The sequence below is a fragment of the Brachybacterium sp. AOP29-B2-41 genome (genome assembly GCF_052378395.1).
Taxonomy (GTDB): domain Bacteria; phylum Actinomycetota; class Actinomycetes; order Actinomycetales; family Dermabacteraceae; genus Brachybacterium.
The window spans coordinates 1-26,406 of record NZ_JBQSXR010000006.1 but is presented as its reverse complement, the minus strand read 5'-3'; the positions used below and the strand labels follow the sequence as shown (position 1 = coordinate 26,406).

Genomic DNA, 26,406 nt, shown 5'->3' with positions numbered 1-26,406 from the left:
TCGGCTCTGCTCTCGGGCTCGCCCTCCTGGCGGCTCTCGGGCTCGCCCTCCTGGCGCCATCTCCCGGACATGCGCGCCTCGGCCGCCGTTCATCGCGCGCTGGTGGGATGCGCAGGCCCCCTCGTGATGACCCAGGAGTATCTGTGCGCCCCAGCCCTGCCCCCTCGCCGTCGGACGTCGCCGTCCGGCGTCCCACGCTTCACCGTCTCGGTGCGCTGACCGGCGCTCTCGCGTTGTCCGCACCACTGGTCTCCGCCGTCGTGCTCGCGCCGTCGGCCCCCGCGTTCGCCGCCCCGGCCGACGTGCAGATCTCCGAGGTCGAGTCTGATGACCCCGACGGCGGCGAGGACTGGGTCGAACTGGTGAACACCGGTGCCGGGCCGGTGGATCTCTCCGGCTGGTTCCTCAAGGACGACGACGATGCCCGCGACTGGACGATCCCCGCCGGCACCGTGCTCGTCGCCGGCGAGCACCTGGTCCTGGACCATGCGGATGCGGTTCCTGGCGGCTTCGACTTCGGGCTCGGCAAGGCTGACATCGCCCGGCTCTTCGCCGCCGACGGCACCACGCTGATCGATTCCCTCGCCTGGACCGAGCACGCGCCCACCAGCTACATCGTGATCGACGGCGAGGTCACCGCCTCCGCCGAGGTCACCAAGGGGTCGGCGAACTCCGGCCCGTACGTCCCACCGCCGGCCGCCGAGGAGCACCCGGACGCCGAGGCGATCCGCGTGACCGAGGTCGTCTCCGAGGGGGATGACTGGGCCGAGATCATGAACGTCTCGGACCGCACGATCGACCTCTCCGCCTGGTACCTGCTGGACGAGAAGGACCTCCCCGCCGAGGTCCCCGCCGTCGTGCCCGCTGGCACCGAGCTCGCCCCCGGTGAGCGCTACCTGTTCCAGGGGATGCCGTTCGGGCTCGGCAAGGGTGACCAGGCACGGATCTTCGCCCCGAACGGCTACCTGGTCGACGGCACGAAGTGGCCGGAGGACACTCACGCCTTCCCGTCCTGGCAGCGCTGCGGCGGGGGCGAGGGCGAGTTCGGCAGGAGCCACGTCGCGACCCCTGGGGCTCCGAACGCCTGCGGCGATGGGGTCATCAACGAGACGAACTCCAGCGGTGATGACTTCGTGGAGCTGAAGAATCTCGGCTCCGAGCCCGTGGACCTGAGCGGCCACCGGATCCTCGACTCCGACGACGAGCACGTCCACACGCTGCCCGCCGGCACCGTGCTCGCGCCGGGTGCGCTGCTGCTGATCACCGGCGACGAGCTCGGCTACGGACTCGGCGGTGAGGACCAGGTGCGCCTGCAGGACGCCGACGGCACGCTGCTCGGCCAGGTCTCCTGGACCGAGCACGTCACCGAGTCCAACGCCCTGTGCGACGGCGAGCACGTCCCCTCCCGGACCGCCACCCCGGGCGAGGAGAACGACTGCGGCACCGCCGAGCCCGTGGTCACCACGGCGCTGCCCACCGACGGGGACGTCACCGTCCTCGACGACGCGGGGGAGTGGGGCGAGGACCTCTCGGGTCTGGACCTGCAGATCCTCGAGGACGGCAGCACGGTGCTCTGGGGTGTCAACAACGATGCCGGCCAGATCTCGCGCCTGGTCCCGGCGCCTGACGGCACCTGGCAGCAGTCGGAAGGCTGGCCCACCGGCGGCAAGCACACGCTCTTCGCCGATGGCACCGGAGAGCCCGACGGAGAGGGCATCTCCGTGGGCGCGGACGGGCGGATCTACCTCTCCGTGGAGCGGGACAACGCCGCCAAGGGTGCCTCCCGCAACACCGTGCTCGCCTATGACACGAGCGCCGAGGGGGACGTGCTGACCGCAGCCTCCGAGTGGGACCTCACCTCCGTGCTGCCGGCGACCTCCGCGAACGGTGGCCTCGAGGGCATCGAGATGGTGCCTGCGAGCGCCTTCGCGCAGCTGGGCGCCGAGGTCCCGGTCGCCGAGGCCTACGCCTTCGTGGTCCTCGAGGACACCGGCGACGTCTACGCCCTCGCCCTGCAGGCCGGGGGCGACGCCGTGCTGGTGGCGACCCTGCCTTCTCCGCTGCCCGGCCTGATGGCACTGGACCATGACGCCGCCTCGAACACCCTGTGGGCCTTCGCCGACGAGGCCCTCGACGGCGTCTCCGTGCAGTACCAGCTCGGTGCGGCTCCAGTGGTCGCCTCCGCGGTGTTCGCCCGCGCCGACGGCATGCCCGCCCAGTTCGCGAACGAGGGCGTAGCTCTCGAGCCGACCGAGGTCTGCACCGACGGCGTGCGCCGGGCCTGGTTCGCCGATGACGCGGATACCGACGGGCACGCGCTGCGCGGGATCGGCCTGCTGGACCCGGCATGCGAGCGTGCGACTGAGGTGACGCCGGAGCCCGGTCCTGCCCCGGAACCAGGCGCGGGTGACGAGGCGGGCGACCAGGAGGGTGGCCAGGATGCTGATCCTGTGCCAGCACCCACGCCGAACGATGGCGGCGACCCCTCGGCATCTCCCGGGGCTGAGGGCGACCGTCCCGGGGCTGCGGCCCCGGGTGGCGCTCAGGTCTCCGTCAGCGCCGAGGGCGAAGCGGGCTCCGAGGGGGCGCGCTCGGGAGTGCTGGCCCGGACCGGCGTGAGCGCGGCGGCGATCGCTGCGACGGCGCTGGGTCTCGTGGCTGGCGGGTTCTGGCTGGTCCGTCGCTCCCGCCTGGCCTGAGCCCCGAGCGGAGGGTGCGCGGGGGCGCTCAGTCGATGAGGTCGAACTCGACCTGCTGGGTGTCCCCGCAGACGCTGGTGACGGAGATCGTCCACAGGTCGATGGTCACGCTCTCCCCGAGGGTGACCGCCTCGACCTCCCGCGGGCTGCCCTCACCGACGGTGGCTGCCAGCTGGGCGTCCTCGCCCTCGATGCCCACCACGTCGATGGTGAGCGTCTCCCCGGCGCGCCCCGGCAGCTCAGGCGTGGCCGTGCTCCCGACCTTCCCGAGGTAGGCGCCCTCACCCGAGCAGGCCGCCGGCGGGGCGAAGCCCTCAGGGGCGGGAGTGACCGGATACGGCTCCGGGGGAACTGCGGCCGCAGTCTGCCCGCCGCCATCAGAGGCACTCCCGCCATCAGAGGCACTCCCGCCATCAGAGGCACTCCCGGCATCGGTGGTGCCGCCGCCGTCGGAGGCTGCGGAGGGCGCGGAGGCGGGAGTCGGCTGTTCCGGGCCCGGCGCGCTCTCCCCGCAGCCGGCGGCGAGCAGCGTCACCGCGAACAGGGCCCCGGCGAGACGGGCGGCGGACGGACGGATGACGGTGGAGCGAGCAGGCACACGGATCCTCACGGAGGGCGACGTCGACGAGTGCAACGCTAGCGGACGGCTCCGGCATGCCACCATCTCAGGGGTGAGCACACCTCGACCGCGACCGACCCCCAAGATCCTGCGCGGGATCAGCGATCCCGCGCGGCGAGTGCGGCCGGTGGACTGGAGTGCGAGCGGACGGCCCCCCGGGAGCGAGACGAACCGGGTGAGCGAGCCGGCAGCGGATCAGGGCTCAGATCGGGAACGGGCCACAGCCGGGGAGCGAAGCCCGTCGGCCCAGCTGCCGCCGCGCCGCGCCCGCACCGTCGAGCTCCCGCGCCCGGTGCCGAGCGCACCGCCGGGCGCCGTGCACACGCTGAGCGCCGAGGATCCGCGCCCCGTGCCGCGGCCGCTGCGGATCACCGACGCGGACATCCGCTCCGTCGGGGTGGCCGGGCTGCCCACGGAGCAGATCGTGCAGACGGTCGCCGATCCGGAGGACGCCTGGACTGCGGATGCCGGCGCGAGCGACCACTTCCTCCGCGCGGAGCTGGTGGTGCAGGTGCGCCGGGCGGACAACGCCGTGATCGGCCTGTTCTCGACCCGCTATGCGCTGTCCGTGCGCCCGGCGGAGTACGAACCCGCCCTGGACATCGCCGAGGCAGCGGCCGGACCGAGCACCCGGGGTGGGCAGGGGACCCGCCATCCCACCTCTCGGCGCGAGCTGCTGCGCCGGATGGAGGATGCGGGGTTCGTGGTCACCCCGGGCTCCACCCACGGCCGGGTCACCCATCCGCAGCATCCCGGGCTGGTGCTGCCCTTCGCCTCGACGCCCTCGGACCGCCGCTTCACCCGGCATGCGGTCGCGCAGATCCGGCGCGTCTTCGGGATCGACCTGCGGCACTGACGTCAGCTCAGCCTGAGCCTCGGGCACGCAGGATGCTGTACGACGTGTGCCCGAGGGCGCGCAGCAGCTGGATCATCCGGTCGAAGGCGATCGCGCCGGCGACCGCTCGCATCACCTGCACGTCGTCGCTGACCTCCGTGCCGGGCTGCCCGGACTGATCCCGGATCGAGGCGATGTCGGCCCGAGCGATCTCGGCCATCGGCTCGGCGTAGCGGCGCAGCGTCTCGAGATCCGTCGGCATCCCCCAGCTCTCGAGCGAGCGCAGGAGCGCATCCAGCGCCCACCGCGGTGCGGTATGTGCATCCGGCCAGCCCAGGTGCGAGAGCAGCGGGGTGATCGACGGGTGCTCCAGGTGGCCCTCCGCTGCGGTGTCCGGTTCCTCGACGGGCAGGCCCAGGACGATCAGCTGGGCCGCGCCGAGTGCGCTGAGCAGCGTCTGCTCGGGGTCGTCCAGGATCGCGGTGAGCTGTGCGATGCGGGTGATCGGGGCCCCTGCGACCTCCCGCAGGACCTGGATCAGCTCGAGGCGCTCGAGATGGGCGGGCCCGTAGTCCTGCCGGGTCGCGGTGAGCCGCTCCCCGGCGGGAAGCAGCCCCGCGCGCCGGTAGTACTTGATCGAGGCGGTGGAGACCCCACTGGCCTCGGACAGCTCTGCCAACAGCATCGCAGGACCTCCGGGTCTGTGCGTCGTGGCGACCGTGGATAGTGTGCCGACCAGCAACTATCTTGATGGCGCGGCATGGGATAGCGGAACTATCGTGCACCCCATGGACGCCTTCACGCCAGTGATCACCCTGCATGCCCTCGCGGCCACCTACGTGCTGGTGCTGGGTCCGCTGCAGATCCTGCGTCGCCGCCGAGACCTCGCCCATCGGCTGGTCGGGGTCACCTGGGTGGCGGCGATCCTCACGGTGTGCATCTCGAGCTTCTGGATCGCGCCCGACGGCTTCTCGTGGTTGCACGGGCTGTCGATCTGGACCCTGGTGTGCATGGTCGTGGCGATCCTCGGGATCCGTGCCGGGAACGTGGGCGTCCATCGCGGCTTCATGATCGGCTCCTATCTCGGGACCCTCGCAGCCTTCGCCTTCGCCGCCCTGGTCCCGGCGCGGCTGATCCCGCAGCTGCTGCGCAGCGAGCCGTTGATCGTGGTGATCACCGCTCTCGGGGTCGGCGCCCTCGTGCTCCTCGTCCACGTCAGCGTGGTGCGGACGGCCGGGCAGCATCCGCAGCGCGCGCAGGGTGATCTCAGCAGCACCGGCGTCTGAGACCGACCGGAGATCTCCGCGGACGGCGCATCGCGGTCTCGGATGGCGCATCACGATCCCCGGACAGGAAATGTGTCTCAGGACAGAAAAGTGTCCTCGGGACAGAAAAGTGCCCCGGCTCGTCCCCACGAGCCGGGGCCATCCCTTTCCCCCGCGCCCCCGGATTGTCGGAGCCTGCTTCCTCCTCAGTCGGCAGGTCCTCCGGTGACGCGTTGAGACCAGTAGACCCCGGCTTCCGGAAAAACCACTGGGGTGAGGCTGGTCAATCCCTGAGTGCGACGGCCTGCGATGCGTGATGTGCTCGTGGCCTGCGCGGGGATCGGTCCAGACCGGTTGGTCGCTCAGCCCACGGGGAAGCTGAGCTCCTCGCCACCCGTGCCCACCTCATCGGTGTAGCTGATCTCCTCGAGCACCATGTCCTCGGGCACATCCGCGTAGAGCAGTGCGGTCGCCTCCTCGCCGGGAGCCACCTGCGGCCCCGAGGTCGAGAACGAGGCGTAGCGCAACGGATGATCGGTGCCCGCGTCGTCGTAGAAGCGGAAGTTCGCGCCCGCCAGGCCGATGTCCTCGGTGCCGTTGTTGGTGATGGTCACGGCCACGCCGATGAACTTCCCGTTCTCGGTCTCCAGGGTCTCGTCCTGGGTGTCCAGCGTGGCGCCCTCCGAGGGCGCGGAGACATGGATCGAGAACGAGGAGCCCGCGCCCGAGGTGGGATCTGCCGAGGGATCGTCGCTGGGCGTCTCGATCGGATCGTCGGTCGGATCATCGCTGGTGGGGTCATCCGTCGGATCATCGTCCGTGGTCGGATCCTCGGACGGGGTCTGGCTGGAGCTGGGACCGCTGGTGGGGCCCTCGCCGCCACCGTCGCGGGAGAACAGCCAGAGACCGGCGCCGATGACCACCACCAGGATCGTCACCAGCAGGAGACAGCCGCAGGCGACGCCCACGTACAGGCCGGTACGGCTCTTCTGCGGAGGTGCGCTCGGCACGCCGTAGGGGTTGCTCATGGTCTCCTCCACGATGACGCTCGATTGATGGTGCCCACGGTATCGGCAGGTCCACCGGCGCGCGATGGGGAGAACTCCCCCGGGACCAGACCGACCTCTGCGGTACTGTCGGAGAGCCGGACTGCCTCGCCACGGCGCAACGGTCCGGTCGAGTTCGCTCCCTACGACGCCCTACCGCACCAGACGCCTTCCGCACCACGAGGAGACTGGCCATGTTGACCAGATTGCATGATGCGCTGCGACTGCGCACCTCACCCGTGATCTTCTTCGGCTCGGCGGCGATCATCATCGCCTTCGTGATCGGCACGATCGCCTTCACCGAGCCGATGGGCAGAGCGACCAGCGCCGCCTCGGACTGGTTGCTGACCAACCTCGGATGGTTCTACATCCTCGGCGTCACCGTCTTCCTGGGATTCCTCATCTTCATCGCGGCCGGTCGCTTCGGCCGCGTGAAGCTGGGACCGGACGACGAACCGCCGGAGCACTCCGGTGGTGCCTGGTTCGCGATGCTCTTCGCCGCTGGCATCGGCTCGATCCTCATGTTCTGGGGTGTCGCCGAGCCGGTCAGCCACTTCGGTGACCCGCCGCGCGCCACCGAGCTCGGCATCGAGGCCAGCTCCCTGGCCGCCGCGCGGGACGCCATGAACTTCACCTACTACCACTTCACGCTGCACACCTGGACGATCTTCGCCCTGCCGGCGCTGTGCTTCGCCTACTTCATCCACAAGCGGAACCTGCCGCCGCGCGTCAGCTCGATCTTCCAGCCGCTGCTGGGCGAGGGCATCCACGGCCCTATCGGCAAGACCATCGACATCATCGCCATCATCGGCACCGTGTTCGGCATCGCCGTCTCGGTGGGCCTGGGCACGCTGCAGATCAACGGTGGGCTGAACCAGCTGTTCGGGGTCCCTGAGAGCGCCGGCTGGAACCTCATCATCATCGGCGTGGTCTGCGGGCTCGCACTGATCTCGGTGTCGATGGGCCTGGACAAGGGCATCAAGGTGCTCTCGAACTTCAACATCGTCGTGGCCGTGCTGCTGCTGCTCTTCGTGCTGTTCGCCGGTGGTGCCACGCTGTTCATCCTCAAGGGCACCTTCGAGTCGTTCGGCAACTACCTCGTGGCTCTGCCGGAGCTCGCGCTGTGGAACGACACCTTCGCGAACACCGGCTGGCAGAACACCTGGACCGTCTTCTACTGGGCCTGGACCATCACCTGGTCGCCCTTCGTGGGCATCTTCATCGCCCGCATCTCACGGGGCCGCACCATCCGCCAGTTCGTCACCGGCGTGCTCGCCGTCCCCTCGGCCTTCTCCGTGATCTGGTTCGGGGTCTTCGGCTACGCGAGCTTCGACATCGAGCTCAACGGCGAGGGCGGGCTGGTCGATCGGGTGGTCGGCGACGGGGACATCCCCGGCGCGCTGTTCGCCTTCCTCGACCAGTACCCGGGCGCGTTCGTCATCTCGGTGATCGCGATCATCCTGGTGGTCATCTTCTTCGTCACCTCGGTGGACTCTGCCGCCCTGGTCACCGACTCGATGGCCAACGGGCACGAGGACTTCAACCCCCTGGGGCAGCGCATCTTCTGGGGCGTGGCCATCGCGCTGGTCACCGCCGCCCTGCTGGTGTTCTCGGGCTCCGACGGGCTGGAGGCGCTGCAGTCGACGATCATCCTGGTGGGACTGCCGTTCTTCATCATGGGCTGGTTCCAGATGTACGCCCTGCTGCGAGCCCTCCGCGAGGACGCCGGGGAGCTGCCGCCGATCCGCACCCGGGAATGGGCGCAGGTGCTGCCGCCGGAGGAGTACGAGCGCCGCGAGGAGGACGAGGAGTACGACACTGACGACTACGTCGTGGAGCCGACCTTCACCTCGGAGGTGCCGGTGATGAGCGACATCTACGAGGAGTCCGCCGAGGACGGCGCCGATCCGTCGGCGGTGGGAACCGGGACCCTGCCCTCGCGCACCGGCAGCGCGAGGGCAGAACTTCCGGAGCAGGGGCGGGACGAGTCCCGCTGACCGAGCTCCGCTGAGCGGCGGGAGAGCACGACGCAGAAGGGCCGACGCCCGCGAGAGCGGTGCGTCGGCCCTTCTGCGTGCCGGAGGCGCGAATCAGGAGGGATCGACCTGATGCTTGTCGGCGCTGCGGCGGTAGTACATCGCGAGCACGGCGCCGGAGAGGTTGTGCCAGATCGAGAAGATCGCGGCGGGCAGCGCGGCGGTCGGGCTGAAGGCGCTCGCGGCGAGCGTCGCGGCCAGGCCGGAGTTCTGCATGCCGACCTCGATGGAGGTGGTGCGGGCGGCGCGTTCGCCCTGGCGGAGGAGGCGGGCGGCCCAGTAGCCGAGCAGGTAGCCCACGCCGTTGTGCAGCACCACTGCGAGCAGCACGATGCCGCCGGCGGTGACGATCGCCTCGGTGGAGCCGCTGACCACGGCGATGACCACGAGCGAGATGCCGGCGACGCTGACCCACGGCAGCGCGGGCAGGATCTTGTCCACCAGCGTGCCGGCGATCAGCCGGATCACGAGGCCGCCGATGACCGGGATGAGCACCATCTTCACGATCGACATCGCCATCGCTCCGGCATCCACGGGCAGGTAGGAGCCCGCGAGCCACAGGGTCAGCATCGGGGTGAACAGCGGGGCGAGCAGCGTGGAGATGGAGGTCATCGTCACCGACAGGGCGGTATCGGCTTTAGCCAGGTAGGCGATGACGTTCGAGCTGGTGCCACCTGGGGCGGAGCCCACCAGGATCACGCCGACGGCGAGTTCCGTCGGGAGCTGCAGCAGCACGGCGATGCCGAGTCCGATCAGCGGCATGATCACGTACTGGGCGATGACGCCGATGAGGACCGGCAGCGGTCGCTTCACGACCAGGGCGAAGTCGGGCACCGTGAGGGTGAGGCCCATGGCGAACATGATGATGCCCAGGTAGATGCTGGTGAACTGCGCCAGCGACTGACCGACGCTCGGCACGAAGAAGCCGAAGGCCGCGGCAGCGAGGATCAGGGCGGGGAAGACGGTCACCGCGATGCGCGCGGAGCGGTCCTCTGAGGTGCGGGCGGTGGACGCAGCGGGGGGTCGCGTCTCCGTGGTCGAGGGGGATGGAGTGCTCATGCCCCGCATGGTATCGCCCGATGAGATGGCGTCCCATGATGTGGACCACCAGTTGCCGCGTGTGGATCACGTCACTCGAGCCTGCGGCACCGATCCGCGGTCCCGACCGCGGTCAGCGATACTCCATGCCGGGGATCTCCTGCCGCGCGCGGAGCCCGTTGCCGGGCAGCTTCCGCACTCCGTGCCGCAGGTACTCCCGGGCCAGAGGGGGAGGACATCCCGCCCGCTCGAGCCCGGCGCGCAGCTGATCGGCGATCTCTTCCGCTGCGGGGGAGGCGAACACGATGATCCCGCGTCCTGGGACCGGGGGCCGTGCGGTGCCGGAGAGCTCGGAGTCGCGGTCGGGGCCCAGGAAGCTGACGGCGTGGTCAGCCCCCGGCCCCAGGAAGAGGTGGGCGCTCGAGGGGCGACGGAAGCGACGGTCCCATGTCGGCTGGAGGCTGTCGATCCCCGTGTGCACGCGAAGGGTCGCCGGGTGGATCTCGGTGAACCGCAGCTCCCGGGGACGGCCTGCGAGGATGCTCCGCCCCACCACCACGCCGCCGGCATGTACATCCAGATGCGCAGAGCCGCTCCACAGCAGATATGCCGCCATGGCCGCGGTGATGATGACGCCGATGAGGGTGACGAGCAGCAGCTCCGGCAGCCTCCACACCCCGGCCACGACGAGCGTGACCAGGATGATCAAGGGCCCGACGCTCAGCCAGCCGATCGCCGCGAGGATCGGGACCCGCGTGCGATATCGCTGCAGCCGAGGGCCGAGAGAAGTCTGCTGTGCCATGGGAGCCGAGTATGGCATCGGGGCGCCGGGGAAGGTCACGCGGGGTCGGGCGCCGCGGCGTGCTCGCCGGTGATGAGCTGGCCCAGGGCATCCCGCAGCGACTCGGGCCCGACCTGCGCGATCCGGAGCACGGCGGAGTCATCCGGGGTGGCGGTGACGGAGTCGGCGACGACCACGTGCACGGCCTCGTCGGTGGCGTGGAAGGAGGCGCTGCGGGCCGTCGCGCTGTCGGGGGTCGAGGTGACGACCTGGGTGAGATGGCGGGTGCCCTCGGCGATTCCCGCGCCCCACTCCTCGGGCGGCGCTCCCGCGGAGACCTCCCGCATCTCCGAGTCTGTGGAGGCGACGCCTCGGGGGTCCACGACCCGCACGAGGCGTTCGCCGACTGCAGGCGTGGGCAGGACGGCGAAGGAGTGGAGACCCTCGGCGGTCACCGTCTCCTCGAGGGTTACCCCGACGCTCTGATGGTAGAAGTAGCAGCGCAGCTCCCGGGGTGCGTCCTCGACGTAGATCGTGCGCAGCGCGGTCGTCACCGCGACGGCGCTGCGGCGCAGGACGAGCGTCCCGGCGGTCGTGGGATCTGCGACCAGTGCCTCATCGGCGATCTCGGGCTCACGTTCCTCGAGCTCGGCGGCGACCGCCTCGGGGACCAGCTGGTGGCGACGCATCAGGATCCGTCGCACGCTCGCGGCACCGGCCTCGACCCCGCCGGGATGCTGCTCCGCCCAGGGCATCCACACCTCGGAGTCGGGGAGCCCGGTCTCCTGCAGGAGGACAGCGAGCTCCTCGTCCAGAAAGGATCCGAGCTCGACGCGCTCGCGCGTGCCGTCTCGCAGGACGGAGGCCGCGGCGCTCAGGGAGCGGCGGGTGTGAAGGGTGTCGTGATCGGTGGTGGTGTGCGGCGTGGTCATCTCTGCCTCGGGGTCGGGGTGGGAACGGTGGTGGGAACGGGAGGGTGGGGTTCGTCAGACGAGCAGGGGGTTCCAGCGCTTGGTGTCGAAGCCGTCGTTCATCGTGTCGGAGAACCAGTCGCCGACCTCGCGGCTCAGGTCGAAGTCGAAGAACTCCTCGCCTGCCCAGTCGGCGATCGAGATGACGTCGGCGACCAGTCCGATGCCGATGGTGACGGGGTGGGGGATGTACCCCACCAGTCCGGCGACGCCCAAGATGGCCTCGACCGGATCGTCGGCGTTGATGATCCCGTCGATCGTGAGGGGGATGTCGACGATCGGGATGAGCTTCGAGATCCGCTTGAATCCCTTGGATTCGAGCAGCCGGCCGAGCTTCTTGTCGAACTCGGCGCCGTTCCACCAGTTCTTCAAGCGGCTCCCACCCTCTCGGAAGGCGGGCCAGTCGATCCTGCCCTCCTTGAGCCCGTCCCAGATCGCCTGGGCGGTGTCCGTGAGGATCCCCCAGCCGGCCAGAAGCGTGCCGCCGAGGTCCTTGAGGGTCTCCCAGAGGCCGTCCTCGGGTTCCGAGACGTCGTCCTGTTCCTGCGCCTCGTCGCGCAGCTGGCGTCCCATCTCCTCGATGGCGGTGTAGAGATCGCGCGCCTCGTTCGAGATGCGCTCCCACTCCGCGTAGAACGCATCGGCGTCAGGCCCCTCCCAGGACGGACGGTTGAAGGCGAACATGCTGTTGCCGACGCGCTTGAACTCGTCCTCCATCGAGTCCGAGCCCCGCTCGAAATCGCGGTAGAGGTCCTGCAGCTGCTCGGTGTCCGCCCCCCAGAACTCGCCCATGTCCGTATATCCCCCTGATGAACCCTGCGTGCGCCTGGTGCGCCCACTGCTGGTTCGCAACGGTAAGCGCGCCGAGCGGACGGCGCGATGGGGAGAGCTCCCCATCGGTCGCCACGGCGGGACGAGCCGGGTTCAGCCGCGCTGGCGGGCCGGGACCGGCCAGGCGTGCACCGGCTCGCCGGTGTCCACCGCGGACCGGTAGAGACGGGTCATCTCCGCCAGAGCCTCGGATCGTGTCGCACCGCGCAGCTCGAGCGAGGTGACGGTGTCGATCTGCCAGCGGGCGCCGTTGCGGCCGGTGCGGGCACGCTCGGAGAGGATGCCGTCATAGCGCTCGACCACGTCCGCATCCGCACCGAGGTTCCGCAGTCCCTCCATGGCCTGGGGTATCAGCTGCTCGAGCAGCAGATCCGCCACGCGCACCCTCCCCACCTTGGGCCACCGCACCCGGGCTTCGAGGCCCCACCGGGCGCACTGCTGGAAGGCCTCGGCGGCTTGCTCGAAGCTCATCCGGGACCACAGCGGCCGTCGCTCATGGACCAGCGAGTGGAGGATGCCGTAGAAGAACGCGGCATTCGCGGCCATGTCCGCGGGCGTCGGCCCCGCCGGCAGCAGACGGTTCTCGAGCCGCAGGTGCGGGAGGTCGACGCCGGGGTCGTAGATCGGCCGGTTCCAGCGCCAGACGGTGCCGTTGTGGAGCATGAGCTCATGCAGCCGCGGTGAGGAGCCCTCGGTGAGCAGGGGTTCCTCAGCCATCTCCCGCGACTCGGGGATCAGCGCCGGGAACAGCCGCACGTTCTCCTCGAAGAGGTCGAACATCGAGGTGATCCAGCGCTCGCCGAACCACACCCGCGGGTGTACGCCCTGGGTGGCGAGCTCGGGCGGGCGGGTGTCCAGAGCCTGCACGAAGGTGGGGATGCGCGTCTCGTGCCACAGCCGCCTGCCCAGCAGGAAGGGCGAGTTCGCGGCGAGCGCCACCTGTGGTCCGGCGATCGCCTGAGCGGCGTTCCAGGCGGCGGCGAACTGCTCCGGAGGGACCTGCAGGTGCAGCTGCATCGAGGTGCAGGCGGATTCGGGCGCGATCGAGTCGAACGTCGCGTCCAGGCCCTTGCCCTTCCCCTCGCCCTCGATGCTCAGGTAGATCTCTTCCCCGCGCGCTTCGAGGACGCTCTTCTCGAGCGCCTCGTAGCGGGCGCCCGGGGCGCGCCATTCGTCGCCCGAGAAGAGCTCCTCGGTGATGGTGGGCAGGTGCCCGATGGGGATCACCCGTGCGCCACGGGCCTGGGCGGCGGCATCTGCGCGGTCGATCTTCTCGGTCAGTTCGCGTTCGAGGGCGCGCAGCCCCTCACCCTGCGGGCGGGAGACAGGCAGGTTCGCCTCGAGGTTGTAGCGGCCGATCTCGTGGACGTAGTCCTCGTCGTCCAGATCCTCGAGCAGCAGATCGGAGATCAGGGCTGGAGCCATGGTGTCCGTCTGGGCGAGGTTCATCTCGAGCTCGACCCCGACGGTTCCCTCGTCCACGAACTCGGCCGTGTCCAGGAAGGTCTCGAAGAGGTCGAGGTTCCGACGCAGCTCCCGGCGGTAGCGCGTGCGCTGGGAACGGGTGTACTCGGTGCTGCCGATCTCGCGTCCCATGGTGACCTCCAGTTGGTGGCGGGATGATGGCGCTCATCCAAGCACGTCCGCACCGCGGGCACGTATGCAGATGGCTATTGTGATCGTCTCACCTCACCAGGGCCGGTACCGGCCCTGCCGTCTCCAGAGCGCGCAGGGCCGGGTCGATCCCGTCCGGGCACCCTGGCAGGCCGGCATCAGCTCGGGGTACTCGAGCTCGCCGGGATGGGCACGGCCGTCCTGGTCACGCTGGATCGTGCGCACCAGATGCTCATCGTGCAGGACGTACCCGTTCCAGAAGATCTCGCAGTCGCAGCCGGCGCCCACCTGGCGCAGGCGCCGCACCAGAGCGGTCGCCTGCGGCGCCCGCAGGTCTCGGTAGCGGCGGGCCCAGCGCAGCCCGCGACAGCCGTGCTCGAGCATGCGGAACACGTAGCACAGCAGGCACTCGGGCGGGACGGGGTCGGTCAGCTGAGCCGAGAGATCCCGCAGCATCTCCTCGGCCGCCGTCAGCGGTGTATCGGTCATGACGGCAGTGCACCATCGCAGCCGTCCGCAGCGCCGCGTCCGGGTTCGGGATGTGGATGACCAGGCGTTGTGGAGGAGAGGCCGGGGCCGGAGACGTTGCTGAAGTGACCGCTGCGGAATATCGTGGCAGCACCCATCCGTTCGGCGAAGGAGCCTGCGATGTCGGACCTCAAGCACCGCTACGACCACGTGATCATCGGAGGCGGCATCGCCGCGGACCGAGCGGCCCGGGCGATCCGTGAGGCGGACCCCGACGCCACCATCGCGATCCTCTCTGCGGATCCCCACGCTCCCGTCTACCGCCCGGCCCTGTCGAAGGCCCTCTGGCATGGCGAGGACCCCGATCCTCGCAGCCAGGAATTGCACACCGCGGAGGAGACCGGCGCCGAGCTGTTCACCGGCACCCTGGTCACCGAGCTCCTGCCCGCCTCCCACAGCGTGGTCACCGCCCGCGGGAACCGCACCCATTTCGGGAAGGTGCTGCTGGCCACCGGGGCCTCGCCCCGTCGGCTCCCGGGGCTTCGCGATGACCGGGTCGCCTACCTGCGCACCGTCGGGGATTACCGGCATCTGCGCCGGCTCGCGGTGGACGGTGCCCGCGTCGTGGTGGTCGGTGGCGGGTATATCGGCTCCGAGGTCGCCGCGGCGCTGACCCGCACCGGTGCTGCGGTGACCCTCGCCCATTCCGGAGAGCGGCTCCTGGAGCATCTGTTCCCCGCCTCGATCTCCGACCATGTCCAGCAGACCTTCACCGCGCACGGGATCACCATGGTGCCCGGATTCCGCCTGGCCGGAGTCGATGCCGGTGAGAAGCTCGTGCTGCGTGCGGAGGACGGTCGCAGCCTCGATGCAGATGTCGTCGTGCTGGGCCTGGGCGCGTCACTGAACACCACCCTCGCATCACATGCGGACATCGACCTCGAGCAGGGGGCGGTGGTGGTCGACCCTCAGCTGCGCACCAGCAAGCAGGATGTGTACGCCGCCGGCGACATCGCTCTGTTCGACGACCCGCTGCTGGGGCTGCGACACGTCGAGCACGTCGACCATGCCGAGGCCTCCGGCACCGTCGCCGGCAGGAATATGGCGCGCGCCCTGCTGGACGACTCGCTGGCGCCGGAGGAGTACTCCTATACGCCGCTGTTCTTCTCCGACCTCTTCGACGACGGGTACGAGGCGGTGGGACGACTCGACGCCGAGCTGGAGATGCGCGAGGTGTGGAATGCGGAGCGCAGCGCCGCGGTCGTGTACTACCTCGAGGACGGCGCGGTCGAGGGCGTGCTGCTGTGGAACACCTGGGACTCGGTGCCCCGAGCCAGCGACGTCATCGCCGCCTCACAGGAGGGCCAGCTCCCCGCGGACTCGCTCGAGGAGCAGATCATCCCGGGCGGCTGAGAACTCGGCGCAGTCCCCCCGTACACTTCCTGCGTGGCTGATCAGAACCAGGAAATCCCCGCAGATGCCCCCACCCGGGCCGTGATCCTCGCACGCGGGCTCGGCACCCGCATGCGCCGAGCGGACGACACCGCACAGCTCGATGAGCAGCAGGCCCAGGTGGCCGCCAGCGGGGTGAAGGCCCTGATCGACGTGGGTCGCCCCTTCCTCGACTACGTCATCTCCGTCCTCGCCGACGCCGGCGTCACGGAGCTGTGCCTGGTCATCGGCCCGGAGCACGACATGCTGCGCGAGTACGCCGCCCGCATCAGCGGCGGCCGGGTGAGCGTGACCACCGCGATCCAGGCCGAGCCTCGCGGCACCGCCGACGCCGTCGCCGCCGCCCGCGACTTCGCCGGAGACCAGCGCGTGATCGTGCTGAACTCCGACAACTACTACCCGCGCGAAGCGCTCGCCGCTCTCGCCGCAGCTCCCGGCAGCGCACTGGTCGGCTTCGACCGTGCCGCCCTGGTCCGGAGCTCGAACATCCCCGCCGATCGCATCCGAGCCTTCGCGCTGATTGCAGCCGATGCTGAGGGCCACCTGCGCGACATCGTCGAGAAGCCCGATGACGAGACCCTCGCCGCCTACGGTGAGGACGCCCCGGTCTCGATGAACGCCTGGCTGTTCACGCCCGCCATCTTCGATGCCTGCGAGCGCATCGAGCCGTCGGTGCGCGGGGAGCTCGAGATCATCGACGCCGTCCGCCTGCTGCTGGAGGAGGGAGAGGCGTTCACGGTGGTCCCCGCTGCGGTGGGTGTGCTGGACATGTCCTCCCGCGGCGACGTCGCCGCAGTCCAGGCGGCGCTCGCCGGGATCGAGGTGGCGCTGTGAGCGATGTGCTTGCACAGCTCGCCGCCGGGATCGAGGGGGATTCCGTCTCCTGGTTCGTGCCCGGCCGCATCGAGGTGCTCGGCAAGCACACCGACTACGCGGGGGGACGCTCACTGCTCGCCGCCGTCGACGCCGGCCACACCATCACCGCCACGGCCCGCCCGGATCGGGTGCTGACCGTGCACTCGGAGGTGGTGGGCAGCACCGTCACCGTCGACCTCGACCACCGCGAGGCACGCCCCGCCGGAGCCGACGGTCACTGGGGCGGCTATGTCCGCACCGTGGCCGACCGGCTCGATGCGAACTTCCCGGGCCGTCTGCGCGGCGCGGACATCACGATCAGCTCGACCCTCCCGCTCGCGGCCGGGATGTCCAGCTCCTCAGCGCTCGTGGTCGGGCTCGCCCTGACGCTGATCGACCTGGCCGACATCGCCGACGACGAAGCGTTCACCGCCGAGATCACGACCCCGGAGCAGCTCGGCGAGTACCTCGGCACCGTCGAGAACGGTCAGAGCTTCGGCGCTCTCGAGGGCTACCGCGGGGTCGGGACCTTCGGTGGCAGCGAGGACCACACCGCCATGCTCTGCGGGGTCCAGGACGCCCTGGTGCAGTACTCCTTCTGCCCGGTGCGGCACGAGCGCACCATCGCGTTCGGCCCCGAGCTTGCCTTCGTGGTCGCCGTCAGCGGGGTCGAGGCGGCGAAGACCGGCGCCGCGCTCGGCGCCTACAACCGCGTCTCCCTCGCCGTCACCGAGACGCTGCGCCGCTGGCGCGAGGACTCCGGGCGCGAAGATCGCACCCTCGCTGAAGCAGTCGCGAGCGGTCCCGCGGCGGTGGCCCGGCTGCGAGAGCTCACCGCGGAGGACGAGTACCTTCGAGGCCGCCTGAGCCAGTTCCTCACCGAGTCGGAGAGACTGATCCCCGCCGCCGCGGTCGCCCTCGAGGAGGGGGACCTCGAGGAGTTCGGCCGCCTGGTCGACGAGTCCCAGTCCGGTGCTGAGCAGGGCCTGCGCAACCAGGTGCCCGAGACGATCGCGCTGCAGCGACTCGCCCGCGAGCTGGGCGCCCATGCAGCGAGCGCCTTCGGAGCAGGGTTCGGGGGCAGTGTCTGGGCGCTGGTGCCGACGGACGGCGCCGAGGAGTTCGGGCAGCGCTGGCTGGAGGCCTACCGGGCCGCGCACCCGGAGCGCCAGGGCGCCACCGCGTCGGTCACCCGCCCCGGCGGCGCGGCCCGACGCCTTCCTGTCCTGCCTGGGCGACGTGCTGCGAGGGACGAGCGGTAGGAGCCCAGGCGATCTGGTCCTGCCTGGGCGACGTGCTGCGAGGGACGAGCGGTAGGAGCCCAGGCGATCTGGTCCTGCCTGGGCGACGTGCTGCGAGGGACGAGCGGTAGGAGCCCAGGCTCACCGGCACTGCCCTGAACCGGCCCGTTCCCGCGTGACACACTGAGCGTGTGAGCACGCCTATGAACTCCTCCCTGCCCTGGCCCACCGACGCCGAGGTGCTGCCGCTGGCCTCTGTGCGCCCGGTCCTGGACCGACTGGCCTCGCTGGTCAACATCTACGAGCAGGACGCCGCCGCGATCCCCGGCCTCGCCGTCACCGAGGAGGAGGTCTCGGCTGATCCGCCGCCCGCCCTCGAGCAGATCGCCGACGAGCTGGGCGGGGTGATCGTGCGCGGGCTGACGATGCTCACCCTCCAGATCGAGGACCGCACCGACGTGGGCCCCTACACCCTGCTCGGCGACGCGACCTCCTTCTACCCCCTGTACGAGACGCCGGAGGCGGCCGTGGTGCTCGCCCTGGACCCGGATGGCACGCCCGGCGCGGTCTACGGCATCGGCGAGGACCTCGCCCTGCAGCTGGCCGCCCCCGACCTCGGCGCCTATCTGGTGCGCTTCGCCGATGCGCTCGAGGCCACCCTCGTCACGCTCGCCGAGCGGGGACCGGTCGCGGAGGATTCGAAGGATGCCCGCACCGACGCCGCGGAGCAGCTGATGGACGAGCACCTGTTCGCCGAGCTGCTGGGCATGACCGAGCTCGCCGAGGGCGTCGAGGTGCCCCTGCAGGACCCTGCGGCCTCGGGTCTCTCGGACCTGCCGGTCGGCGCGCTCGCCGTCGCCGATCTGCGTGAAGCACCGGTCGGCGCGCGCGTGGACCTGATGGAGCTCGAGGTGCCCGGTGACCCGCTCGAGACGCACGTCGCCTGGAGCCGGCACGGCCGCGTGATCGCGGTGCTGGGAGGCTGAACTCCGCGGGCGGCCAGGTTCGCCCTGGCCGTCCGGTGGCGCACCGGTGAACTCTCGGCGCCGCCACGCCTGATGGGGAGAACTCCCCATTCCCGCGGCACGACGCCGCTCCGTAGCGTGAATGCCACGTGGCCACGAGCGGGGGAGATGACGTGACCGGTTTCTGGGGAGCAGACACCGAGGTGCTGCGGCAGACGGCCGGCGCTCTCGGCGGCGGCAGCGAACGGATCGACGACCTCGCCGCTCGGCTCGGCGCGGTGATCGACGCCGTCCACTGGGTCGGGCCGGATGCCGAGTCCTTTCGCGCGGACTGGAGCGGTCAGGTGCGCCCGGGACTGCTCGCGCGCGTCTCCCGGCTCCGGCAGCAGGAGCGAGAGCTCGATGCGCATGCCTGGGAACAGGACGAGACCTCCTCCGCCGGAACCGCCGGAGGTGGCGGCGTGGGACGAGAGGGGCCTGCGGGCAGGGGAGGAGGCCGGGACGCGGCGCCGCCCGTCATATCCCCACCACCGCCCATATCCCGCACCGACCTGCTCCAGGGCGCCGGAGCCTCCGCCGCCGTCGGCACCATGGCGACCCTCGCTGCCGCAGATCTCCGGCTGATGGCCGGGGGCGTCCCGCCGACCATGCATGCCAAGACCGCTGGGGCTGCGGTGAACGCCCTGGACGTCTCCGCGGCGGTCGGCGAGAGCGGGCTCGCCTTCCCCGACTCCGGCATGGAGCTCATTCCACCGGAGACCGCCTCCACCGTCACCGTGGACGGTGACCATGAACTCGCCCCGGTCGCGGACGACGAACCGTTCGGCCTGGACGCGGACGGTGCCCCGCTCGACCTCTCCCCGGACACCACCTACGACGTGGGAGACCACGGCACCTATTACACCGACGGCGAGGGCCGCATCACCTACATCGAGGCCACTGGCGGGGGAAAGGAGATGAACCCCAACCTCCGCGAGGTGTTCCCCGACGCGACGTATCACGTCAACGACTCGACCTTCTATCGCACCGATGAGCTGGGGCGCACCGAGCACATGTACGTTCCCGACGTCATCGTCGACCGCGAGATGTCTCGGAGCCAGTCGATCCAGTCGAAGATCGCCGAGCGCTGGGACATGGCCGGGGACGGCACCTCCGAACCGGTCGAGTTCAACGCCGGGCACATGCTGGCCCGCCAGCTCGGCGGCATCCGCGAGGAGATCAACTACACCCGGCAGTGGGATGAGGTGAACCAGGCCCGCAGCGGGGCGGAGACCATCTACTCCTTTGAATCGCTGATGGCCGACGGCATCGCCGACGACGGCAGCTCCTACTCGTACGAGACCCGCGTGACCTGGGGCGAGGAGCAGCCCGAGGGCGTCAGCCCGGAGCAGGGCAGCGAGCCCTGGGAGTACGTGCCCAGCGGCTATGACGTGCGGATCCACGAGAACGGCGAGCAGATCGTGGAGGAGCACCTGCCCAATTATCCTGACGGAGCCCGCTTCCCCGGCTGACACTCCTGACCGGCACTCCTGACCGGCACTCCTGAACGACACTGCGAACCGACCCGTGTGGAGGAATCTCCGTTGATGACCCAGACCCCGCCTCCGTCCGACTCTCCGATGGCACGCCAGGGCGCTCTCGTCCAGGACCTCGCCGGGGTGCTGCTGAGCTCGCTCGAGCTCTCCGAAGACTGGGCTGCCGTCGCAGCAGCCTTCATCCCTCACGGCGAGGAATGGGCCGGCCGGCTCGTGATCACGGACCGCGACGGAACCACTGGCGGAGGCGATGCCGCCTTCGCGACCGACTCGCAGATCACCCTGCTGCTGGATGCTCTCCAGCAGGCCGCCGCTGAGCAGGAGCAGGCCTTCGTCTCCCTCCGGCTGGAGGCGAGCCGCAGCCCGCAGGAACCGGAACGGATCCGGCTCGAGACGGACATGAACTACGACCGGGACCCCGGCAGCTTCGACGGGCGCGGGGGGATCGACACGGCCTACGCGCACCTGCTCGCCGCCCGCGTCGGCGAGGGTCGCCTGCCCTCCTGGGTGCGGGAGCTGCTCAGGGGCTCCTGACTGCTGTGCGAGCACGGCCTGTCCGCTACCTGCTCTCGGGCATCGGTGCAGGCCGGAGCATGGGTAGTCCTCCCCATGGCCCTCGGGTCGGGGAGTCATTACCGTAGGACCGACAAGTGGGGGATCCGGCGCGGCCGGTCATGGGGATGAAGAAGGGGACCGGCGGCTGATGAACGCATTCTGGGGCGCGGACACCGAGGCTCTGCGGACGATGGGGACGGTGTACTCGCGCCGAGCGGAAGCGCTCGCTGACCTCGAGGCCCTGCTGACCTCGAGCATCGAGAACATCGAATGGATCGGAGAGGACGCCGATCGCTTCCGTGCCGATTGGTCCGGCGTCGTGCGTCCTTCCCTGCAGGACCAGGAGGTCGAGCTGCGCCAGCGGGCGCGCCGACTCGCCCAGCATGCCGACGAGCAGGAGGCCGCCTCCGCACCGGACGGCCCCCTCGGCGGATTCGGCGGCGGGTCCGGGGGCGGCGGATGGTCGAGCCCCGGAGAGTTCCTGCGCGACCTGCTCGGGATGGTGGAGGACGCGCTGCGCGGTACGGGCCCCGGTCGGGGCGGCCCCTTCGCGGAGCTGCTGCGCGAGGTGCTCAGCACCCCGGAAGGGTGCGCGGCGTTCCTGGGCGCCTTCCTCGGCAGCCTGCTGGGTGGCCTGCTCGCCGACATGATCCGCAGCGCGATCGGGATGGGTCTCGCGCTCGAGGGCCTGCTGACCGGGCTCGGCCTCGCCGGCGGTCTCGGAAACCTGATCGGAGAATCCGGTCAGATCACCCCGCAGGATTCGTTGCTCTCTGACGAGCCCGCCGCGCTGGGGGGCGCTGGCGGTGAGGACTCCGCAGGTGGGGACGCCGCAGGTGAGGACTCCGCTGCAGGGCGCAGCGGTGGCGAGTCCGCGGGCGGCTCCGGCAGCGGTTCCGGGTCCGGTGGCGCATCAGGCTCGGGCGGCGGCTCCGGTGGCGGCGGCGCGGGCGGGGAGTCCGGTGCCGGTGCGGAAGCCGGGGTTGAGGGGGCCAGCGAGGGAGCGCCGGCTGGTGACCGCTCGGCGGGTATTCAGGCTCTGGAGAACGGTCCTGCGCAGAGCGCGGGCTCCGGACCCGCCGGACGCATCACGAACGACGGGGAGCAGGGGCCGCGCTCCCTGCTCGAGCGGCTGCTGGAGATGCTCGGCGACGCGCTCGACCCGGGTGCTGCCAGCGGTTCCGTGATCGGCGACCGCATCGGGCACTCCTGACCCATCGGGGTCCGCACGACCTCTCGGCGCCATGGCGGCCCGTTGGCCCTGGCGCAGCCTCTCGGCCCCGGCGCAGCGTGCCCTCCCGGTCGGGGGTCTACCCTGGACGGACCGCCTCCACCCCCGTGAGGCCCCCCGATCAGGAGCCGTGACATGACCACGACCAGCCCTTCCCCTGCTCCGGTCCTCGTCCTCGTCCCAGGTGCCACCGGCGCCCCGGCGGACGGCGGCGCCCGCTTCCACCTGGCCGACGCGGACGTCCCGCAGCTGTCGGTTACGGACCTCGTCGCCACTCGCGGCGACGGTGTCTTCGAGACCATCGGCGCCTTCGACGGTGTGCCGGTCAACGTCGGCCCTCACCTGGCACGGCTCGCCCGCAGCGCCGCCCAGGTCGAGCTGCCCGAGCCCGATCTCGCCACCCTGGCCGAGGCGGTCGATGCCGCGATCGCCGCCCACGACCCGGTGGCCGAGCTCAGCGTGCGCGTGATGTACACCCGCGGTATCGAGGGCACCGGCGTCCCCACCTGCTGGATCCATGCCCGGATCTCGGACGACTGGACCCCGTACCGGGCCGGGATGAAGGTGGCGGCCTTGGACCGGGGCCTGTCCACCGCCTCCGCCGGGACCAGCCCCTGGCTGCTGCCCGGTGCGAAGACCCTCAGCTATGCCGTGAACATGGCGGCCGTGCGCGAGGCGAAGCGGCGCGGCGCGGTCGATGTCCTGTTCGTGGCGAGCGACGGCTATGTGCTCGAAGGGCCGACCTCCACGCTGCTGGTCCGCCGTGACGGGACGTTCCTCACCACCCCGGTCAGCGCCGGTGTGCTGCCCGGAACCTGCGTGAAGATGCTCTTCGACTGGCTCGGCGAGCATGAGGGCGCGGCGGTGCGCGAGCAGCTGTTGACCGTGGAGGACGTCACCGGCTCCGACGGTGCGTGGCTGCTGTCCTCGACCCGGCTGGCCGCCCCGATCACCCACCTCGACGAAGTCGAACTGCCGGTGGACCACGAGCTCACGGCCCGTTTCCAGGAGGTCCTCAAGGGCCGGGCCTGAGCTGCCCGGCCCGCTGCGCCGTGGATCGGGCGATTCCGAACCAGAAGCGGGCCGGATCCGGCTCGGAATCGCCCACTTCGAGGTGAGCGGGTGGGATCCGAGGCGCACAGGCCCGAGCTGACGCGAGCGGGCCCGATCCGGCCCGAGCCGGTGAGCGTCTCAGCGCTGCGCCGAGCGTGGGCTCAGGCCCGGGCCAGCACCTCGCGGGCCAGGTCGACGTCGAACACCACGGTGTCGATCGCTCCGCTGCGCAGCACCCCGAGCACGCCCTCGGCCTTCTCTGCTCCGGCGGCGACCCCCAGCACCTCGGGGATCCGCAGCAGTTCCGAGAAGGTCACCGCGAGCACCCGCTGGTCCGTCGGCGCCCCCAGCGGCACCCCGTGCGCGTCGATGAAGCGTCCGCACACATCGCCCACTGGCTGCTGGGCTTCGAAGGTCGCCCGCTCGGACTCGCTCAGCCGCATCAGTTCGAGCACATGCGGGGAGGAATGCACCCCGTGAGAGCCGATGCCCACGAGCGCGAGTTCGACCTGCGCGGCCGCCGCCAGCACCCTGCCGATGCTGGATTCGGCGCGCAGCGTGGCCACTGTGGTCGCGGATTCGAGCACCGCTGGGGCGTAGAGCGTCTGCGGTGTTGCTCCCAGCCGGGAGGCGAGCACCTTCAGCACGGAGTCCCCGGAGTCGAACTGGTCCAGTGCGCTATGCCCGCCCACCAGTGGCAAAACGGCAGGGGTGGGCCGCAGCTGGAGTGTCTCCAGCTGCGCGACCACGTTCTGGACCGTCCGCCCCCAGGACACTCCGATGCTGCGCACGCTCGCCGCCCGCTCGGCGAGCATCGCGGCACCTTCGCGGGCGACCGACTCCATCGCTGTGGCCCGCGGGGCGGAGACCACATGCACCGCTCGCAGGGAGAATGCCGCCCTCAGCGCCGCCTCGAGGGTCTCGTCGCGACGTGGCGGCCCTTCCGGGTCATGGATGGTGATCTCCACGATCCCGCGGTCCCGCGCCTGGGTGAGGATCCGCGAGACGTTCGAGCGGGACAGCCCCAGCTCCTGCGCGACCTCCGTCTGCGAGCGGTTCTGCTCGTAGTAGAGCCGCGCCGCCCGCACCACCACGGCGGAGTCACGAGGGGCAGGCATGGGCACTCCTGGTCATGAGGGGCTGGCGGCGCGCAGGACGCGCCCTGCCGGATCAGCCCAGGGTACGCAGGCGGGCGGCGGGAAGGTGTCAGAATCGAGGGGTCGCCACCCGGGAAGGAACCATGAGCACAGATCCGAGGCCGCCCGCGGCCGAGGGGCCCGCCGCGCCCCTTGCCCTGACCGTGGTCCTGGCCCACCTCGACGTCTCCGACAGCGAGGACGTGCTGCGCTCCCTCGCGGGCCGGCTGCTGGACGCCGGGGCGGTCACCCTGGACTTCCCGGAGGCGCTGCGCACCCGGGAACGGACCTATCCGACAGGCTTGCCGACGCCCATCCCCTCCGCGATCCCGCATGCCGATCCGCAGCACGTGCTGGTGCCGGGGCTCGCGGTCGCGACGCTCGTCCGCCCGGTCACCTTCGGGGAGATGGGCACCCGAGACGGCACCGTCGACGTGCGCCTGGTGGCGATGCCGCTGCTCACCGACGCCCGCGAGCATCTTGCAGCCCTCCAGCAGCTGATGAGCCTGCTCAGCGACGAGGCCGCCGTGCAGAATCTGCTGGCCGCCCCCGATGATGAGGAGCTGCGCCGACGGTTCGAGGAGCGCCTGGCGAGCATTCTCCCGCCCACCGAGGGACCTTCCAGCGGACCCACCGACGGACCCGCTGTCAGACCTCCAGGCGGACCCACCGACGGACCCGCCGTCGGCCCCGCCCGCGGAGATGAGACCGATGCTCAGGAGACTGGCGCATGAGCCCCAGGACCCCGCGGGTGGCCGTGAAGGCGCTCATCGTGCGAGACCGGCAGGTGCTCATGAACCGATACGTCCATCCTGCCGGACACGAGATGTTCGAGCTGCCCGGAGGCGGTCAGGACCACGGCGAGGATCAGCCCACGGCCCTGATCCGTGAGTGCAGGGAGGAGATCGGTGCGCGCGTCGAGGTGCATCAGGTCGCCTGTCTCTACGAGTTCATGACCGAGCGGAGCGTGCGCGACGACACCCCGATCGCGCCCTTCCACCAGGTCAACGTCGCCTACTGGTGCGGGCTGGCCGAGGGGGAGGAGCCCGGAGAGGGCACCGCGCCCGACGGCCGCCAGGCAGGCACCGCCTGGCTGCCGCTTGACCGCCTCGACGAATACGACGTGAAACCGCCCGCGCTCGCCCGCTGGCTCGAGTCCGATCCCAGCGACCGGCCGCTCTCCCTCGGGGTGAGCAGGGCATGAACCGCTAGTCTGGAAGGGCTTACCCGCACGGCACCCGCCGTGCCCCCCAGCGCAAGGAGCCCCATGATCACCTCACCCAGCATCGCGTTCCGTGATGGCCGCTCGATCCCGCAGCTCGGCTACGGCGTCTGGAAGGTCGAGAACGCGGTGGCGGCGGATGTCGTGGTCAGGGCCCTCGAGGCCGGCTACCGCCAGGTGGACACCGCCCGCGGCTACAACAACGAGGCCGGCGTGGGCCAGGCACTCACGACCGCCGGGCTCGCCCGCGACGAGGTGTTCGTGACCTCCAAGGTCCCCAACCAGGACCAGGGCCGCGAGGCGACCCTCGCTTCGTTCGACGCGACCATGGAGGACCTGGGCCTCGAGGAGCTCGACCTCTACCTGATCCACTGGCCCGCCCCGTCCAAGGGCCTCGCCGTGGAGACCTGGAAGGCGCTCGTGGAGCTGCAGGAACAGGGCCGGATCCGCTCGATCGGCACCTCGAACTTCCGCATCGGAGACCTCACCGTGCTCGAATCCGAGACCGGAGTGCTGCCGGTGCTCAACCAGATCGAGCTGCACCCCTACCTCAACCAGCCCGAGCTGCGTGAGTTCCATGCCAGCAAGGGCATCATCACCCAGTCCTGGTCCCCGCTCGGCCAGGGCGGCGGCGAGCTCGAGGACCCCGTCATCACCCGGATCGCCGAGGCCCATCGCGCGACCCCGGCGCAGGTGCTGATCGCCTGGAACCTGGCGCTCGGCAACGTGGTGATCCCGAAGTCCGTCACCCCCGAGCGCATCGTCTCGAACTTCGCCTCCCTCGAGCTGACCCTCACCGAGGACGAGGTCGCGCAGATCAACGCGCTGCACAAGGGCCCCGAGGCCCGCCGCGGCCCGAACCCGGACGAGTTCGCAGGCCACCAGGGCGCCTGACCCGGCGGTCCTGGCCGCTGCTCCGCAGCACGACGACGCGGGGCCCCCCCCCCAACGGGGGGGG

General features: G+C 70.7%; 25 protein-coding genes. 15 read left to right on the top strand and 10 right to left on the bottom strand.

The genetic code is table 11. The annotated features are described in order from the left end of the window. Positions 1-143: 143 nt before the first annotated feature. Positions 144-2,699: a lamin tail domain-containing protein gene (locus tag ACT3T9_RS07575; RefSeq protein WP_441444007.1), complete on the top strand. Its 2,556-nt coding sequence runs from the start codon at positions 144-146 to the stop codon at positions 2,697-2,699. A gap of 28 nt (positions 2,700-2,727) precedes the next feature. Here ACT3T9_RS07575 and ACT3T9_RS07570 read toward each other — a convergent pair whose 3' ends face one another. Beyond that, positions 2,728-3,297: a hypothetical protein gene (locus ACT3T9_RS07570; protein WP_444606234.1), complete on the bottom strand. Its 570-nt coding sequence runs from the start codon at positions 3,295-3,297 to the stop codon at positions 2,728-2,730. A 73-nt stretch (positions 3,298-3,370) separates the two neighbouring features. Between ACT3T9_RS07570 and ACT3T9_RS07565 the strand changes: the two genes are divergently transcribed. After that, complete coding sequence (locus ACT3T9_RS07565) at positions 3,371-4,174, top strand: hypothetical protein (RefSeq protein ID WP_442332039.1); 804 nt, start codon at positions 3,371-3,373, stop codon at positions 4,172-4,174. A gap of 7 nt (positions 4,175-4,181) precedes the next feature. Here the strand turns inward: ACT3T9_RS07565 and ACT3T9_RS07560 are convergent, their stop codons facing one another. Next, positions 4,182-4,838, bottom strand: coding sequence for a MerR family transcriptional regulator (locus tag ACT3T9_RS07560; RefSeq protein WP_441444010.1), 657 nt, complete (start codon positions 4,836-4,838; stop codon positions 4,182-4,184). A gap of 103 nt (positions 4,839-4,941) precedes the next feature. Between ACT3T9_RS07560 and ACT3T9_RS07555 the strand changes: the two genes are divergently transcribed. Further along, positions 4,942-5,439, top strand: coding sequence for a DUF2306 domain-containing protein (locus ACT3T9_RS07555; protein WP_441444011.1), 498 nt, complete (start codon positions 4,942-4,944; stop codon positions 5,437-5,439). Positions 5,440-5,780: 341 nt separating this feature from the next. Here ACT3T9_RS07555 and ACT3T9_RS07550 read toward each other — a convergent pair whose 3' ends face one another. Next, complete coding sequence (locus ACT3T9_RS07550; protein ID WP_442332038.1) at positions 5,781-6,446, bottom strand: DUF4352 domain-containing protein; 666 nt, start codon at positions 6,444-6,446, stop codon at positions 5,781-5,783. A gap of 212 nt (positions 6,447-6,658) precedes the next feature. Between ACT3T9_RS07550 and ACT3T9_RS07545 the strand changes: the two genes are divergently transcribed. Then, the gene (locus tag ACT3T9_RS07545; protein ID WP_444606233.1) at positions 6,659-8,461 is read left to right on the top strand and encodes a BCCT family transporter; all 1,803 of its coding nucleotides are present in this window, start codon (positions 6,659-6,661) and stop codon (positions 8,459-8,461) included. Positions 8,462-8,554: 93 nt separating this feature from the next. On the opposite strand, the gene ACT3T9_RS07540 is transcribed toward ACT3T9_RS07545, so the two are convergent. The 6 genes from ACT3T9_RS07540 to ACT3T9_RS07515 all read right to left on the bottom strand — a co-directional run bounded on the left by ACT3T9_RS07540 (position 8,555) and on the right by ACT3T9_RS07515 (position 14,224). Then, the gene (locus ACT3T9_RS07540) at positions 8,555-9,559 is read right to left on the bottom strand and encodes a bile acid:sodium symporter family protein (protein ID WP_444606232.1); all 1,005 of its coding nucleotides are present in this window, start codon (positions 9,557-9,559) and stop codon (positions 8,555-8,557) included. A 112-nt stretch (positions 9,560-9,671) separates the two neighbouring features. After that, the gene (locus tag ACT3T9_RS07535) at positions 9,672-10,340 is read right to left on the bottom strand and encodes a hypothetical protein (protein WP_441444015.1); all 669 of its coding nucleotides are present in this window, start codon (positions 10,338-10,340) and stop codon (positions 9,672-9,674) included. 35 nt (positions 10,341-10,375) lie between these two features. Then, positions 10,376-11,251: a hypothetical protein gene (locus ACT3T9_RS07530; protein ID WP_441444016.1), complete on the bottom strand. Its 876-nt coding sequence runs from the start codon at positions 11,249-11,251 to the stop codon at positions 10,376-10,378. A 54-nt stretch (positions 11,252-11,305) separates the two neighbouring features. Then, positions 11,306-12,082, bottom strand: a complete 777-nt coding sequence (locus ACT3T9_RS07525; RefSeq protein WP_444606231.1) for a WXG100 family type VII secretion target — start codon at positions 12,080-12,082, stop codon at positions 11,306-11,308. A 132-nt stretch (positions 12,083-12,214) separates the two neighbouring features. Next, a complete protein-coding gene (locus ACT3T9_RS07520) occupies positions 12,215-13,717 on the bottom strand; it encodes a glutamate--cysteine ligase (protein WP_441444018.1) in 1,503 nt (500 codons plus the stop codon). A 93-nt stretch (positions 13,718-13,810) separates the two neighbouring features. Continuing rightward, positions 13,811-14,224: a DUF2695 domain-containing protein gene (locus ACT3T9_RS07515; RefSeq protein WP_441444019.1), complete on the bottom strand. Its 414-nt coding sequence runs from the start codon at positions 14,222-14,224 to the stop codon at positions 13,811-13,813. A gap of 159 nt (positions 14,225-14,383) precedes the next feature. On the opposite strand from ACT3T9_RS07515, the gene ACT3T9_RS07510 reads away from it, so the two are divergent. From ACT3T9_RS07510 to ACT3T9_RS07475, 8 genes are all read left to right on the top strand, one after another. Further along, positions 14,384-15,616, top strand: a complete 1,233-nt coding sequence (locus ACT3T9_RS07510) for an NAD(P)/FAD-dependent oxidoreductase (RefSeq protein ID WP_441444020.1) — start codon at positions 14,384-14,386, stop codon at positions 15,614-15,616. A gap of 33 nt (positions 15,617-15,649) precedes the next feature. Further along, positions 15,650-16,489, top strand: a complete 840-nt coding sequence (locus ACT3T9_RS07505) for a nucleotidyltransferase family protein (RefSeq protein WP_441444021.1) — start codon at positions 15,650-15,652, stop codon at positions 16,487-16,489. After that, positions 16,486-17,772, top strand: a complete 1,287-nt coding sequence (locus tag ACT3T9_RS07500) for a galactokinase family protein (protein WP_441444022.1) — start codon at positions 16,486-16,488, stop codon at positions 17,770-17,772. The genes ACT3T9_RS07505 and ACT3T9_RS07500 overlap by 4 nt, the downstream gene beginning before the upstream one ends. A gap of 170 nt (positions 17,773-17,942) precedes the next feature. Continuing rightward, positions 17,943-18,737 carry a hypothetical protein gene (locus tag ACT3T9_RS07495; protein ID WP_441445328.1) on the top strand — a complete coding sequence of 265 codons (795 nt, stop codon included), beginning with the start codon at positions 17,943-17,945 and terminating at the stop codon, positions 18,735-18,737. Positions 18,738-18,889: 152 nt separating this feature from the next. Continuing rightward, positions 18,890-20,227 carry a DNA/RNA non-specific endonuclease gene (locus ACT3T9_RS07490; protein ID WP_444599114.1) on the top strand — a complete coding sequence of 446 codons (1,338 nt, stop codon included), beginning with the start codon at positions 18,890-18,892 and terminating at the stop codon, positions 20,225-20,227. Between the two features lie 75 nt (positions 20,228-20,302). Further along, on the top strand, positions 20,303-20,785 hold the full coding sequence (locus ACT3T9_RS07485; protein WP_444599113.1) for a hypothetical protein: 483 nt from the start codon (positions 20,303-20,305) through the stop codon (positions 20,783-20,785). A 169-nt stretch (positions 20,786-20,954) separates the two neighbouring features. Further along, a complete protein-coding gene (locus ACT3T9_RS07480; RefSeq protein ID WP_444599112.1) occupies positions 20,955-22,019 on the top strand; it encodes a hypothetical protein in 1,065 nt (354 codons plus the stop codon). A gap of 153 nt (positions 22,020-22,172) precedes the next feature. Further along, a complete protein-coding gene (locus tag ACT3T9_RS07475; protein WP_444606230.1) occupies positions 22,173-23,069 on the top strand; it encodes an aminotransferase class IV in 897 nt (298 codons plus the stop codon). Positions 23,070-23,251: 182 nt separating this feature from the next. Here the strand turns inward: ACT3T9_RS07475 and ACT3T9_RS07470 are convergent, their stop codons facing one another. Beyond that, positions 23,252-24,208, bottom strand: a complete 957-nt coding sequence (locus ACT3T9_RS07470; protein WP_444606229.1) for a sugar-binding transcriptional regulator — start codon at positions 24,206-24,208, stop codon at positions 23,252-23,254. 122 nt (positions 24,209-24,330) lie between these two features. Between ACT3T9_RS07470 and ACT3T9_RS07465 the strand changes: the two genes are divergently transcribed. The 3 genes from ACT3T9_RS07465 to ACT3T9_RS07455 all read left to right on the top strand — a co-directional run bounded on the left by ACT3T9_RS07465 (position 24,331) and on the right by ACT3T9_RS07455 (position 26,342). After that, positions 24,331-24,960, top strand: coding sequence for a PTS sugar transporter subunit IIA (locus tag ACT3T9_RS07465; RefSeq protein ID WP_444606228.1), 630 nt, complete (start codon positions 24,331-24,333; stop codon positions 24,958-24,960). After that, complete coding sequence (locus tag ACT3T9_RS07460) at positions 24,957-25,430, top strand: NUDIX domain-containing protein (RefSeq protein WP_444606227.1); 474 nt, start codon at positions 24,957-24,959, stop codon at positions 25,428-25,430. Before ACT3T9_RS07465 ends, ACT3T9_RS07460 begins: the two co-directional genes overlap by 4 nt. 63 nt (positions 25,431-25,493) lie before the next feature. Beyond that, entirely contained in the window at positions 25,494-26,342 is an 849-nt protein-coding gene (locus ACT3T9_RS07455; RefSeq protein ID WP_444606226.1) for an aldo/keto reductase, read from the top strand. The last annotated feature ends 64 nt before the right edge of the window (positions 26,343-26,406 follow it).